The organism is Mesorhizobium sp. M0293 (genome assembly GCF_040321735.1).
In the GTDB taxonomy this organism is placed as follows: Bacteria; Pseudomonadota; Alphaproteobacteria; order Rhizobiales; family Rhizobiaceae; genus Mesorhizobium.
Genome location: NZ_JAMYSA010000130.1, coordinates 1 through 14,887 on the forward strand (window position 1 = coordinate 1; position 14,887 = coordinate 14,887).

General features: G+C 64.3%; 5 protein-coding genes and 2 pseudogenes. 6 read left to right on the forward strand and 1 reads right to left on the reverse strand.

Annotated features, from left to right (window positions below; genetic code table 11):
- Window positions 1-70: 70 nt before the first annotated feature.
- The 6 genes and pseudogenes from NKJ06_RS30285 to NKJ06_RS30310 form a co-directional block, all read left to right on the forward strand.
- Window positions 71-463, forward strand: a pseudogene (locus NKJ06_RS30285) (aromatic amino acid lyase); the annotation flags it as partial.
- Window positions 460-1,278 (forward strand): N-formylglutamate deformylase, encoded by an 819-nt coding sequence (gene hutG / locus NKJ06_RS30290; RefSeq protein ID WP_352635290.1) that lies wholly within the window; start codon window positions 460-462, stop codon window positions 1,276-1,278. The pseudogene NKJ06_RS30285 and the gene hutG, both read left to right, overlap by 4 nt.
- A 27-nt stretch (window positions 1,279-1,305) precedes the next feature.
- Window positions 1,306-2,976: a urocanate hydratase gene (hutU, locus tag NKJ06_RS30295; RefSeq protein ID WP_352635288.1), complete on the forward strand. Its 1,671-nt coding sequence runs from the start codon at window positions 1,306-1,308 to the stop codon at window positions 2,974-2,976.
- A gap of 4 nt (window positions 2,977-2,980) precedes the next feature.
- Window positions 2,981-3,568 carry a HutD/Ves family protein gene (locus NKJ06_RS30300; protein WP_352635287.1) on the forward strand — a complete coding sequence of 196 codons (588 nt, stop codon included), beginning with the start codon at window positions 2,981-2,983 and terminating at the stop codon, window positions 3,566-3,568.
- 268 nt (window positions 3,569-3,836) lie between these two features.
- Window positions 3,837-12,434 (forward strand): glycoside hydrolase family 94 protein, encoded by an 8,598-nt coding sequence (locus NKJ06_RS30305; RefSeq protein ID WP_352635286.1) that lies wholly within the window; start codon window positions 3,837-3,839, stop codon window positions 12,432-12,434.
- Window positions 12,435-12,945: 511 nt separating this feature from the next.
- A complete protein-coding gene (locus NKJ06_RS30310) occupies window positions 12,946-14,727 on the forward strand; it encodes a glucan ABC transporter ATP-binding protein/ permease (RefSeq protein ID WP_352635285.1) in 1,782 nt (593 codons plus the stop codon).
- Here NKJ06_RS30310 and NKJ06_RS30315 read toward each other — a convergent pair.
- A pseudogene (locus NKJ06_RS30315) lies at window positions 14,687-14,887 on the reverse strand (hypothetical protein); the annotation flags it as partial. The gene NKJ06_RS30310 and the pseudogene NKJ06_RS30315 sit on opposite strands and share 41 nt — an antisense overlap.

Consider the following 14,887-nt stretch of genomic DNA (forward strand, 5'->3'; position numbering starts at 1 on the left):
TTATCACGCATCACCCCCGTTACTCCACTCACGAGCGTCTCGGTGGCTCTGAGAGGTGTAAAAGAGACAGCAGGTGACAGCGGCGGCGCTCGTTTCGGAGAACAAGCAGAAAGCCTATCCGGCCAGCGTCGATTCCATTCCCACTTCGGCCAACCAGGAAGACCACGTTTCGATGGCCGCGCACGGCGCGCGCCGGCTGATCGGCATGGTCGAGAATGCAACGGCGGTGGTCGGCATCGAATTGCTCGCCGCCGCGCAAGGCTGCGACTTCCATGCGCCGCTGGCTTCGAGCGATGCCTTGGAAGCGGTGCGCAAGCTGGTCCGGGCCGAGGTTCCGCATCTCGACAATGACCGGCATTTCCATCCCGACATGGAAAAGGCGATCACCATGGTGCGCAGTGGTGCGACCATCAAGGCCGCCGGCGCGATAACGCTGCCGTCGATTTCTGGAGCTGCACGATGACGGGCACGCCTTGGCTCACCGTAGCGCGCGGGACGGCCCCATTGCTGGTATCGATCCCGCACACCGGCATCGATCTCGCCGGCCTCGAGAACCGGCTGGTGTCGTCCTGGCTCGGTCGCCGCGATTGCGACTGGTGGATCGACAAGCTCTATGATTTCGCCGGCAGCCTGGGGGCAACTGTCGTGCATACGGCGATCTCGCGCACGGTCATCGACGTCAACCGCGATCCCTCCGGCGCCTCGCTTTATCCCGGTCAGGCGACCACCGGCCTCTGCCCGACCGAAACCTTCGATGGCGATCCGCTCTACCGCGAGGGCGAAGAACCGGGGCCGTCGGAGATCGACGAGCGCCGCGAAAAATTCTTCGCGCCCTATCATGCCGCCCTGCAGGCCGAGATCGACCGGCTGCGCGGCCTGCACGAAAAGATCGTCATCTACGACTGCCATTCGATCCGCTCGGTGCTGCCGCGCCTGTTCGAGGGCACGCTGCCGGTGTTCAATCTCGGCACCAATGACGACAAGAGCGCCGATCCGGCGTTGCAGGCGATGGTCGGCCAGATCATGGCCGAAACCGGCGAAACCTTCGTCGTCAACGGCCGCTTCAAGGGCGGCTGGATCACGCGCCATTTCGGCCAGCCGCACCAGGGCGTCCATGCGCTGCAGATGGAACTCTCCAACCGCGGCTACATGCGCGAGCCTGACGGCAAGGGCGTGCCCGGCAATTGGCCGGTGCCTTACGATGCCGAGTTCGCAGCACCGATCCGCGCCACACTGCGGAAAATCCTCGAGACCGCGACGTCTTGGGCGCAGGCCTGACATTCGATCCTTTTATGGAGTGACGCCATGAACAATCCTCGCCACAACATCCGTGAAGTCCGCAGCCCGCGCGGCAGCGAAATCAGCGCCCGCTCCTGGCTGACGGAAGCGCCGCTGCGCATGTTGATGAACAATCTCGACCCGGATGTCGCCGAAAACCCCAACGAGCTGGTTGTCTATGGCGGCATCGGCCGGGCGGCACGCACCTGGAACGACTTTGACCGCATCGTCGCCTCGTTGAGGACGCTGGCCGATGACGAGACTTTGCTGGTCCAGTCGGGCAAGCCGGTGGGGGTCTTTCGCACCCATCCCGATGCGCCGCGCGTGCTGATCGCCAACTCCAACCTGGTGCCGCATTGGGCGACCTGGGAAAAGTTCAACGAGCTCGATAAGAAGGGCCTGATGATGTACGGCCAGATGACGGCCGGCTCGTGGATCTACATCGGCACGCAAGGCATCGTGCAGGGCACTTACGAGACCTTCGTCGAAGCCGGTCGCCAGCACTATGGCGGCAATCTCCGGGGAAAATGGATCCTGACCGGCGGGCTCGGCGGCATGGGCGGTGCCCAGCCGCTCGCCGCCGTCATGGCCGGCGCCTGCTGCCTGGCCATCGAATGCAATCCCGACTCGATCGATTTCCGCCTGCGCACCCGCTACGTCGACGAGAAGGCCGAGACACTCGATGAAGCGATGGAGATGATCGAGCGCTGGACCAGGGCCGGCGAGGCGAAGTCGGTCGGCCTGCTCGGCAATACGGCCGAGATCGTCCCGGAAATGTTCAGGCGCGGCATCCGCCCCGATATGGTCACCGACCAGACCTCGGCTCATGACCCCATCAACGGCTATCTGCCGAAGGGCTGGACGATGGCCGAATGGCGCGAGAAGCGCGTCAGCGACCCCAAGGCGGTCGAGAAGGCGGCTCGCGCGTCGATGCGCGAGCATGTCGAGGCGATGGTGGCATTCTGGAACGCCGGTGTGCCGACGCTCGACTATGGCAACAACATTCGCCAGGTGGCCAAGGAAGAGGGGTTCGAGAACGCTTTCGCCTTCCCCGGTTTCGTGCCGGCCTATATCCGTCCGCTGTTTTGCCGCGGCATTGGCCCGTTCCGCTGGGTGGCCCTGTCGGGCGATCCGGAGGATATCTACAAGACCGACGCCAAGGTGCGCGAACTGACGCCCGGCAACACCCATCTGCACAATTGGCTCGACATGGCGCGTGAGCGCATCGCGTTCCAGGGCCTGCCGGCGCGCATCTGCTGGGTCGGCCTCGGCGATCGGCATAGGCTCGGCCTCGCCTTCAACGAAATGGTGGCCAAGGGTGAGTTGAAGGCGCCTGTCGTCATCGGTCGCGATCACCTCGATTCCGGCTCGGTCGCCTCGCCGAACCGCGAAACGGAATCCATGAAGGACGGCTCTGACGCCGTCTCCGACTGGCCGCTGCTCAATGCGCTGCTCAACACGGCCTCGGGCGCCACCTGGGTGTCGCTGCACCATGGCGGTGGCGTCGGCATGGGCTTCTCGCAGCACGCCGGCATGGTCATCGTCGCCGACGGCACACGCGAAGCCGCCAGGCGCCTGGAGCGGGTGCTTTGGAACGACCCGGCGACCGGTGTCATGCGCCACGCCGATGCCGGCTACGACATCGCCGTCGAATGCGCCAAGGAGCACCAGCTCAACCTGCCCGGCATTCTGGGCTGAGCCGATGCGCATCCTGCGGGCAGCCGAATACCGCTCGATGCCGTGGAAGAACGGCGGCGGCGTAACGACGGAAATCGCCGTCTCGCCCGCAGGTGCCGGGCTCGACGACTTCGACTGGCGCGTCTCGATGGCGCGCGTCGAATTGAGCGGCCCGTTCTCGCAGTTTGCCGGTATCGATCGCACCCTTGCCGTGCTCGAAGGCGAGGGCATCGTCCTCGATATCGCCGGCTACCCGCCGAAATCCATAAACAGGACGACCGCCCTGTTTTCCTTCCCGGCTAACGTGCAGACCTCGGCCACGCTGATCGGCGGGCCGATCACCGACCTCAATGTCATGACCCGCAGAAGTCGGATGACGCATTCGGTCGAACGCCTGGTCGTTTCGGCTCCCGTGGAAATCCGGACTGAAGCCGGCACAACCCTCATCCTGTGCTTGAACGGCGAAGTCACTGTGGCCGCCGCCGAACCGGTTCGCCTCGGGCCGCTCGACACGTTGCTGCCCGGTCCGGACAGCGCCAGCCTGCTTATCCAGCCTGCCCATGAGGCGACGCTGTTCGTGATCCGGCTCGGCGACATCTCAGGCAACGATTAACGCTTGTTTCCAAACATGATCGCGGTGCCGGCGAATTATAGCGTAAGCTGACGGCGAGCATCACGAAAAAGCCCGAATCCTCCCCGTCGATCGATCTCGATGGGAGGAGGGGTGCTCGTCGTTGTTTTTCGCTGAGAGATGACGCCCTATCGTGGTGCGGAAACAAACTTTCGGCAAATGGGGTTTATGCAACCAATTGCATTTGAATCGGTTTTAGGGCCATTGCCGTGGCGGTGACGCCGCTGACTGGCCGCTTACGGAATTTTCAATGAATATTCAGACGAACCCTGCCCAAATCGAGAAGACAAGCGCGAGCTTCCCGGCCATCACGGAAGAGCCGATCCGCTCCAATTACCTGCCCGAAGAACGCCTTCGGCTGCTCGGTGAAAGCCTGGCAAAAGGCGACCTCACCGATCTGTTCGGCCTGACGCCCTTCGATTTTCAAGCGCGTGTCCGCGACAGTGCGAAGAAGATCCTGGAAGTCTACCGTTCGACCAATGCAGTGCAGGCGAGAGGCGAGACGATCACGCCGGCGGCACAATGGCTGCTCGACAACAATTATCTCGTCGAAGAGACCATTTTCCAGGTCAAGCGCGACCTGCCGCGCCGCTTCTACCGCCAGCTGCCGACCTTGAAACTGCCTGACAACGGCAGCGTGCCACGCGCGCTGGCGCTGGCCTGGACCTATGTGGCGCATTCGGACAGTTCCGTCTCGGCGACGATGTTCAAGGCCATCGTCCAGGGTTTTCAATCGGTCGAGCCGCTGAAGATCGGCGAACTCTGGGCGCTGCCTTCCCTGCTGCGCTTCGTCCTGATCGAAAATCTCCGCCGGCTGGCGGTCAGGGTCAATCGCACCCGTCAGATGCGCCAGATCGCCAACGATGTGGCGGACCAGGTTCTGGCCACCGACGACAGCGCCGACCGCCAGGCGATCCTGTCCAACTTCAGCGCCCACGCGCAGGACACCACCTTTGCCACCCAGCTGCTCTACCGCTTGCGCGATGGATCGCAAAATGCCGGCAAGGCCTTGGAATGGCTGGAAGGCGAGCTCGAAAAGACCGGCTCCGACGCCGAGGAAATCATCATTTCCGAACATCGCACGCTGTCCAGCGGCAACGTGACGACGGGCAACATCATCCGCGGCCTGCGCCTCATCAACGACGTCGATTGGACTGTTTGGTTCGAAGGCGTCAGCCGCATCGATACCGTGCTGCGCGAGCGCACCGATTTCGCCGCGCTCGACTTCTTCTCGCGTGACCAGTACCGGACCGCGATCGAGGAACTGGCGCGCCGTTCGGACCTTTCGGAATATCGGGTCGCGGAAAAGGCCATCGAGCTGGCCGGCCACGCCGCTGGCGAGACCATGCCAGGCGATGAGGATGCCGTCCCTGCCGCATCCGCTCACACCGATGTCGGTTTCTTTCTCGTCGGCCCGCGCCGGCTGGAGCTGGAGAAGGCGATCGGCTATCGGCCGACCATCAGCCAGACGGTCAAGCGTGCCTTCCGCAAGACGGGGTGGCTTGGCATCGTCGTGCCGGTGTTTGCACTGACGGCCCTGCTTCTCGTCCTTTCCGGCAACGCACTCACCAATCTCGGCCTGTCGGTGCCGTCAATCGTCCTGATGCTCGCGCTGTTTGCCGTGCCGGCCAGCGAGGGCGCGCTCGCCTTCTTCAACACGGTCGTATCGCTGTTCCTCAAACCGACGCGCCTCGTCGGCTACGATTACAGGCACGGCGTACCGCCCGAGGCGCGCACGCTGGTGGTTGTGCCGTCGCTGATCGGCTCGCGCGACGACGTCGAGGAGAACATTCGCAATATCGAGGTGCATCATCTCGCCAACACGGCCGATGAGATCCATTTCGCGCTGCTGTCTGACTGGCCCGACTCGAAGATCGAGATCGATGCGGCGGATACTGAAATCCTCGAATTCGCCCGTGCCGAGATCGCCCGTCTCAACGACCGCTATCCCTCCGAAGGCGCGCCGCGTTTCTACATCCTGCACCGGCGCCGGCTGTTCAATGCGGCTCAAGGGTCCTGGATGGGCTGGGAGCGCAAGCGCGGCAAGCTGCACGAACTCGACCTCCTGCTGCGCGGCGACAGCGACACCACGTTCCTGCCGCTCGACGTGCCGCTGCCGGAGAGCGTCGTCCATGTGATGACGCTCGATGCCGACACGCGCACCACCCGCGACGCGGTCGCGACCCTCGTCGGCAAGCTTTGCCACCCGCTCAACCGCCCGCATTTCGATGCCAGCAAGCGTGTCGTCACCGCCGGCTATGCGATCTTGCAGCCGCGTATCACCGCGTCGCTGACATCAGGCGACGACGCGTCGTTTTTCCAGCGGGTGTTTTCGGCCAATCGCGGCCTCGACCCTTATGTCTTTGCCGTGTCCGATCTCTATCAGGACGTCTTCGGCGACGGGTCTTTCACCGGCAAGGGCCTCTATCATGTCGACGCCTTCGAGGCGGCGCTGCAGGGCCGCATCGAGGAAAACACCATCCTCAGCCACGATCTGCTGGAAGGCGCGCTGGCGCGCGCGGCGCTGGTCACCGACGTCGAACTGGTCGAGGACTATCCGACGCGCTACTCGGTCGACGCCTCGCGCCACCATCGCTGGGCGCGCGGCGACTGGCAGCTGCTCGGCTTCATGCTCGATCCACGCTCCGGCGTGCCGGCTCTGTCGCGCTGGAAGATGATCGACAATCTGCGCCGCTCGCTGACGCCGATCTTCTGGGTGATGGCGGCGATCGCCGGCTGGACGCTGCTGCCCTTCACGCAGGCCGCGCAATGGCAGGCTCTGCTGATCCTCAGCCTGTTCATGGCACCGACATTCGACATCGTCCATGCCATCCTGCCCAAGAGTGGCGACCAGACGCCGCGCGGCCATTTCTCGGCGCTGGCGCGCGACGTCGCCTTCGGTACCGCCATGGTGGCGCTGAAGATCGTGCTGATGGCGCATAACGCCTGGATGATGGGCGACGCCATCGTGCGCACGCTCTACCGGCTGTTCGTCAGCCGCCAGAATCTGCTGGAATGGCGTACCGCCTCGCAGGCGCACAAGGCGGGCGACAATGATGTCGGATCGTATTACGGCATGATGTATGGCGCCGTGATCATCGGCTTCGTCGGCCTTGCCATTCCGGTGCTGGCCGATTCGACCGGCGCCTTCGTTGCCTTCTTCTTCGCCCTGTTCTGGATTGGTTCGCCGGCCATCGCCAGCTGGATCAGCCGTTCGGCTGAAACCGAGGATCGCTTGCGCATATCGCAGGCCGATATCCATACGTTGCGCACGGTGGCGCGGCGCACATGGCACTATTTCGAAAGCTTCGTGACATCGGAGCATCACCATCTGCCGCCCGACAATTTCCAGGAAAGCCCGGCGCCCGTGGTGGCGCCACGCACCTCGCCGACCAATATCGGGGTTTACCTGCTGTCCGTCGTCTCCGCTCGCGATTTCGGCTGGATCAGCCTGTCCGACGCCATCACCCGCATCGACGCCACCATGTCGACGATCGAGGGCATGCCGCGCGACCGCGGCCACCTCTTCAACTGGTATGACACGACGACGCTGAAGCCCCTCTACCCGCTCTACATCTCTGCGGTCGACAGCGGCAATCTTGCCGGCCATCTGGTAGCGGTGGCGGCAGCCTGCGCCGAATGGGCCGAAGCGCCCTCCGTCCATCTCCAGGGCGATTTCGAAGGCATTCTCGACACGGTCGCCATCCTCAGCGAAAGCCTTGACGAACTGCCCGACGACCGTCGTCAGCTGCGCCCCCTGCGCCAGCGCCTCGCCGACCGTCTCGACGGTATGCGGCGCGCGGTCGATACCATCAAGGCGCAGCCGGAAATGGCGTCGATCCGCACCATCAACCTGGCTGTGCTGGCCGGCGAAATCCGCAAGCTTGCCACCGCCATCCACACCGAGGCGGCATCGCCCCAGAGCGATGTCATCGTCGACTGGGCGGCAAGGCTGGAAGCCACCTGCGAGGCGCATGTCCATGATGCGCACAGTGACGACAATGCGGTCGAGGCGCTGCGTGCCAAGCTGCTCACCTTGCGCGAGCGCACGCGCCGCTTCGCCTTCGAGATGGATTTCTCATTCCTGATGCGGCCGGAGCGCAAGCTGCTGTCGATCGGCTACCGGGTCGAGGAACATCAGCTCGATGAAAGCTGCTACGACCTTCTGGCTTCCGAGGCACGGCTGACCAGCCTGTTCGCCATCGCCAAGGGCGATCTGCCGACCGAGCACTGGTTCCGGCTCGGCCGGCCGATCGTCGAGATCGGTTTCCAGGGCGCGCTGATGTCCTGGTCCGGCTCGATGTTCGAATATCTGATGCCGCCGCTGGTGATGAAGGAGCCGCAAGGCTCGATTCTCAACCAGACCAGCAAGCTGATCATCAAGCGCCAGATCCAGTACGGCCGCCAGAAGAACGTGCCGTGGGGCATTTCGGAAGCGGCCTACAACGCCCGCGACCGTGAACTGACCTACCAGTACACCAATTTCGGCGTGCCCGGGCTCGGGCTGAAGCGCGGCCTTGGCCAGAACACGGTGATCGCGCCTTACGCCACCATCTTGGCGGCCCAGTTCAACCCGCGCGAAGCCGTACGGAATCTCGCCCACCTCAGGGAAGTCGGCGCACTAGGCCGCCACGGTTACTACGACGCCGTCGACTTCACGCCGCAGCGCGTGCCGGAAGGCACCGACCATGTCGTCGTGCAGAACTACATGGCGCACCATTCGGGCATGTCGATCGTGGCGGTCGCCGACGCCATTTTCGAAGGCCGCATGCGCGACCGCTTCCACAGCGATCCGGTCATCGAATCGGCCGAATTGCTGCTGCAGGAGAGGGCGCCGCGCGACATTCCGACCGCGACTGTCAGGACCGAGGCCGACGAACGCTCCAAGGACGAGACCGAGATCGAGAGCCCTGACACCCGCATCGTGCTCAACCCGCTGCAATCGCTGCGCTCGACCAGCGTCATGTCGAACGGCCGCTATTCGGTAATGGTCACGGCGACCGGCTCGGGTTACAGCCGCTGGGGCGATCTTGCCGTCACCCGCTGGCAGCCGGATCCGACCGAGGACCGGCTTGGCTCCTACATCTTCCTGCGTGACGCCGACACGGGCGACTGGTGGTCGGCGACATCGGAGCCTAAGCGCGCCGCCGAGGAAAAGGCGCAGACCTTGTTCTCTGACGACAAGGCGAGCTTCGTCAAATCGGTGGGCACGCTGCGCTCCGAGGTTGAATGCATCGTCATTTCGGAAGGCAACGGCGAGGGCCGTCGGGTCACGCTCTACAATGATGGTCCATCCGACCGTCACATTGAAGTGACCTCTTTTGCCGAACTGGTGCTCGGCCTGGAAGCATCCGACAACGCGCATCCGGCCTTCTCGAAGATGTTCGTGGAAACCGAAATCGCATCGAATAACGCGGCGATCTTCGCTACGCGGCGCAAGCGCGAGACCAGCGAGCCCGATATCGCCATGGTGCATTTCGTCACCGATCCGTCCGGATCGGCGCGCGATGCCGAGGCCGAGACCGACAGGCGCGCCTTCATCGGCCGTGGCCGTACCATTGTCGACGCTGCCGCCTTCGATCCGGGCGCCAGGCTCGGTGGCCATTCGGGCTTCACGCTCGATCCCGTCGCTTCGCTGCGCCGTCAGGTGCGCGTGCCGGCCAACAAGAAGATATCGCTGACCTTCTGGACCGTCGTCGGCGCCGGCCGCGCCGAACTGGACGAGGCCATCGCCCGGCTCGACCATCCGGAGAGCTTTGCCCGCCAGGCGATGCTCGCCTGGACGCGCAGCCAGGTGCAGACCCGCCATATGGGCCTCAGCCTGACCGATGCCGCCAATGTGCAGAAGCTGGCGCGCTATCTGATCTATCCGGACCCGTTCCTGCGTCTTCCGGCGGAATCCATTGCCACGGGGCTGGGCAAGCAGTCGAGCCTGTGGCCGACTAGCATTTCCGGCGATTTCCCGATCTTCCTGGTCAGGATCGGCGACGTCGCCGATCTCGAAATCGTCGCCCAGGCGTTGCGTTTCCAGGAATATATGCGCACCCGCGGCATGATGATCGACTTCGTCGTCGTCAACGAGCAGGCGTCCTCCTATGTCCAGGACCTGCAGCGGGCGGTCGAGACGCTGTGCGAGAACAGCCGTTTGCGTGGCAAGGAACTCGGACCTCGCCAGCACATTTTCGCGGTGCGCCGCGACCTTATGGACGAGACGACCTACAAGACGCTGCTCGCCGTCGCTCGCGTCGTCCTGCACACGCGCAACGGCACCATCTTCGACCAGATCGAGCGGGCCGAGGCGGCGGCGCTGCAGGCCCGCGATGCCCTGCTGCCCGCAGCATTGCCGGTTCCGCGCGAACTGCCGTCCCTGGTGCCCACGATGCATGCATTTGCCTCGCAGGCGGTCGCCAATGTCAGCGCCGATGGAAGGGGGCTCAGCCAGTGGAACGGGTTTGGCGGTTTCGACGGCGACGGGCGGCACTATGTCGTGCGCCTGGCCGGCCGGCGCACGACGCCGCAGCCGTGGATCAACGTCGTCTCCAACGCCTCGTTCGGCTTCCACACTTCCGCCGAGGGGGCTGCCTTCACCTGGAGCCGCAACAGCCGCGACTATCAGCTGACGCCATGGTCGAATGACCCGGTCTCGAACCGGCCGGGCGAGGGCCTCTACATCTACGATCAGGCCAGCGGCAAGGCGTTCTCGCCGCTCGCCGCCATGGTGCGCGATCCCTCGATGACCTACGAGGCCTGGCATGGCCAGGGTTTCTCGACCTTCCGCTCGAAGCGCGGGCCGTTGTCGATGGACCTTACCCATGTCGTCGATCCGGTTGATCCTCTGAAGATTTCGCGGCTGCGTATCCAGAATTCCGGCTCGGTGCCGGCGCGGCTGCGTGTCTATGCCTATGCCGAATGGGTGCTCGGCGGGCATCGGTCGAGCACGGCGGCAACCATCGTCCCATCCCGTGACGCAGCCACCGGTGCATTGCTGGCGCAAAACCCCTACGGGCTCGATTTCGGCGAGCGGGTGGCCTTCCTCGCCGCCGATGGTGGCGTCCATTCGGTGACATCAGACCGCTCGGAGTTCCTGGGCCGGCATGGCTCCAGCGAGCTTCCGCAGGCGGTGCTGAGCGGTGCTGCACTATCGGACCGTGTCGAGGCCGGCGACGATCCGTGCGCGGCGATCGCCCGCGACATCGAGATTCCGGCAGGCGGCGACGTGACGCTGCTCTGGCTGCTCGGTGACGCCGAGTCCGCCGAGGAGGCGAGCGCCTTGGTGCGGGAGCACCGGGTCAAGGATTTCGATCAGCGTCTGGCCGACAATGAGCGCGGGTGGCGCGGCTTTCTCGACACCATCCAGGTCGAGACGCCGGACAAGGCGCTCGACGCCATGGTCAATCACTGGCTGCCCTATCAGAGCCTGGCCTGCCGCATCCGTGCCCGCTCCGCTTTCTATCAAGCCAGCGGTGCCTTCGGCTTCCGCGACCAGTTGCAGGACACGCTGGCGTTGCTGGCGCACGACCCGCAGCTGGCGCGCGACCAGATCCTCAACGCGGCACGGCGGCAGTTCCCCGAGGGCGACGTGCAGCACTGGTGGCTGCCGCGCACCGGCGCCGGCGTGCGCACCCTGATCTCCGACGACGTCGTCTGGCTGGCCCACGCCACGGCGCGCTACCTGCTGGTCACCGGTGATGCCACCATCCTCAAGGAGCAACTGCCCTTCATCGACGGACAGGCGCTGGGCGAGGATGAGCACGATGCCTTCTTCACTCCCGAGGTTTCGAAGAAGACGGGGTCGCTCTACGACCATTGCGCGCGGGCGCTGGACCTCGCCATTAAGCGCAGCAGCCCTGCGGGCCTGCCGCTGATCCTCGGCGGCGACTGGAACGACGGCATGAACCGCGTCGGCGAGCACGGCAAGGGCGAGAGCGTCTGGCTCGGCTGGTTCCTGTTGAAGACACTGGGCGACTTCGCCCCTGTTGCCAAGACCGAGGGCGATACCAAGCGTGCACAGGCCTGGGCAAAGCATGCCGATGTGCTGAAGCGGGCGCTTGAAAGCACGGCATGGGACGGCGAATGGTACCGGCGCGGCAGCTTCGACGATGGCAGCCCGCTAGGGTCGCGAACCTCGCAGGAGTGCAAGATCGACTCGATCGCCCAGTCCTGGAGCGTGCTTTCGGGAGAGGGCGATCCGGCGCGGTCGACGACGGCGATGGAGCAGGCGACCAAGCTGCTCGTCGACGACAAGCTCAACATCGTCAGGCTGTTCACCCCGCCCTTCTCGAAGACGGAGAAGGACCCGGGTTACATCAAGAGCTATCCGCCCGGTGTGCGCGAGAATGGCGGCCAGTACACGCATGCCGCCACATGGTTCGTCATCGCGCTCGCCGAGATGGGGCGGACCGACGAGGCCTATCGCTGTTTGTCGATGCTGAATCCGGTCAACCATGCGACCGACGAGGCCTCGGCCGAGCACTATCGCGTCGAGCCTTATGTCGTGGCGGCCGATATCTATGCCGGGGACGACAATGCCGGCAACAACAAGGGCGGCCGTGGCGGCTGGACCTGGTACACCGGCTCTGCCGGCTGGCTCTACAGGGCGGCGGTCGAAGGCATCCTCGGCATCGAACGGCGCGGCAAGCGTGTCCAGTTCAAGCCGAAACTGCCGAGCCACTGGGACGGCTACTCGGCAACCCTCAAGATGCTGGGCGCCGAACTCAAGGTTCGTGTCATCCGCGACAATAAGGCCAAGGCCGTGTCGCTGGAGGTGAATGGGGCAAAGACCAAGGCTTCGGCGCTCGAACTGAAGGATGGCGAAGTTACCGACGTCATCGTCAGGATTCCGGCCTGACATATGCTGCCTAAAGAGCGTGCTCTCGGGTCTAGGGCCCGGGGCGCGGTTTTTGGACCATGACAGGATGGGAGGCGCCGTGCCGTCCGGTGTTGCCATTGGCCCGACTGAAGGGCATGCCCCTGAGAAGCGCATGAAATCAAGGACTTGAAGTGCGCCATGGGAGTCGGCTCGAGCGGAGAGACGGGGCCTCCCGTCGCCTGGAGAGGCGCAAGGCTGATTTGTTTCGCGCTATACTGTGCAGACGGCGATTTCGGCCTTGGTCACCCGCCCGACATTGCTGCTGATTAAAATTATGGCAGCACGCGCGAGCTGCCATGATTTCGCCGCATGCCTGACATTTTACCTGTTTTCTCAAACCGTTAGCTGATCACGGCAGATTTCGGAACGTCGCCATCTTTTGTTCGCCCTGAGGGAACTGAAGAGGTACACGGCCATTGTTTTGCGACGTATCAACCGGTACGAATAAAATGATGCAGTGCACAATAAACAGCATGGCGGAGTAACTGGGGTGACCCTTCTGCAAATCTACTGGCGAGCACTCGGATATCTGGCTGCGGACAGGAAACGCGTCGCGTTGATCTGTTCGGCCAACGTGGCTCTCGCTATCGTAGCGCTTCTCGAGCCGATTATGTTCGGTCGCGTCATCGGCGCCATCTCCGAGCGCGGCTCTGTCTTCACCACGCTGGTCATGTGGGCCGGTCTCGGCGCCTTCAACATCGTTGCTTTCGTCATGGTGGCGCGCGGCGCTGACCGCTTTGCTCACAAGCGGCGCAGCGAAGTTCTGTGCCAGTCCTTCGAGCGCGTGATCACCATGCCGCTCGCCTGGCACCATCAGCACGGCACCTCCAATGCGTTGCACACGATGCTGCGCGCCGTCGAAACCCTGTTTAGCCTTTGGCTTGAATTCATGCGCCAGCATCTGTCCACGGCTGTCGCCCTCGTACTGCTGGTCCCGACCGCGATCAGCATGGATCTGCGCATGTCGCTGGTGCTGCTTGGCCTCGGGCTGCTCTACGTCGGCATCGGTCGGATGGTAATGCGCCGCACCAAGGCGGGCCAGGCTGCGGTTGAGCGCCACTACCACAAGGTGTTCGCGCATGTGACCGACTCGGTTAGCAACGTTGCGGTGCTGCAGAGCTACAATCGCCTCGGCCACGAGGCCGATACGCTGCGCCGCTACGTCAAGAACCTGCTCGACGCGCAGAACCCTGTGCTCGACTGGTGGGCGCTGGCCAATGCCTTGCACCGTCTGTCGTCGGCGATCTCGATGCTGATCGTGTTGTCGATCGGCTCCTATCTCGTGACTCACGGTCAGTTGGGTGTCGGCGACGTCATCGCCTTCACCGGTTTTGCCACGATGTTGATCGCTCGCCTCGACCAGATGTCGGCTTTCGCCAACCAGATTTCCGAGGCCCGTGCCAAGCTCGAAGATTTCTACCATCTCGAGGACTCCGCGGCTGATGCCGCTGAGCCGGACGGCTTGCGCGATCTCACTAACGTCACCGGCCATGTCCGCTTCGAGAATGTCGGCTTCGAATTCGCCAATTCGGGCCATGGCATCGACGACGTCTCCTTCGAGGTCCAGGCTGGTCAGACCGTCGCCATCGTCGGCCCGACGGGCGCCGGCAAGACCACGCTCATCAACCTGCTGCAGCGCGTCTTCTCGCCGTCGCATGGCCGGATTCTCATCGACGGCATCGACACCCGCACCGTGACCCGCAAGTCGGTGCGCCATTCGATCGCCACCGTGTTCCAGGATGCCGGCCTGCTCAATCGCTCGATCGAGGACAACATCCGCGTCGGCCGTGCCGATGCGAGCAATGACGAGATCCATGCCGCCGCCAATGCGGCAGCGGCGCAGGACTTCATCCTGTCGAAGAGCAATGGCTACGACACGCTGGTCGGCGAACGTGGCGGCCAGCTGTCGGGCGGCGAGCGCCAGCGCATCGCCATTGCCCGCGCCGTGCTGAAGGATGCCCCGATCCTGGTGCTCGACGAGGCGACCAGCGCGCTCGACGTCGAGACCGAGGATCGCGTCAAGGAAGCGATCGACGAGTTGCGGCGCGACCGCACCACCTTCATCATTGCCCACCGCCTGACCACCGTTCGCGACGCCGATCTGGTCGTGTTCATGGACAAGGGCAGGGTGATCGAGATGGGCGGCTTCACCGAGCTGTCGCTGCGCAATGGCCGCTTTGCCAGCCTGCTACGCGCCGGTGGCCTGCTCAACGACGAGGAGGTTCGCCGCCTCAGCCGCAGTGTGCAGCAACAGCAGGAAGCCGCTGCCTGACCTTCTTTCTTCTACCTCCCCCTTGTGGGGAGGTCGGACCGTAGGTCCGGGTGGGGGTACAGGCGCCATCGCCGCGGGGGGGGGGGGGGGGGGGGGGGGGGGGGGGGGGGGGGGGGGGGGGGGGGGGGGGGGGGGGGGGGGGGGGGGGGGGGGGGCGGGG

What these genes read in the sequence shown, in the direction of transcription:
- hutU (WP_352635288.1), top strand. Translation starts at nt 1,306, where the DNA reads ATGAACAATCCTCGCCACAACATCCGTGAAGTCCGCAGCCCGCGCGGC.
- NKJ06_RS30305 (WP_352635286.1), top strand. Translation starts at nt 3,837, where the DNA reads ATGAATATTCAGACGAACCCTGCCCAAATCGAGAAGACAAGCGCGAGC.
- hutG (WP_352635290.1), top strand. Translation starts at nt 460, where the DNA reads ATGACGGGCACGCCTTGGCTCACCGTAGCGCGCGGGACGGCCCCATTG.
- NKJ06_RS30300 (WP_352635287.1), top strand. Translation starts at nt 2,981, where the DNA reads ATGCGCATCCTGCGGGCAGCCGAATACCGCTCGATGCCGTGGAAGAAC.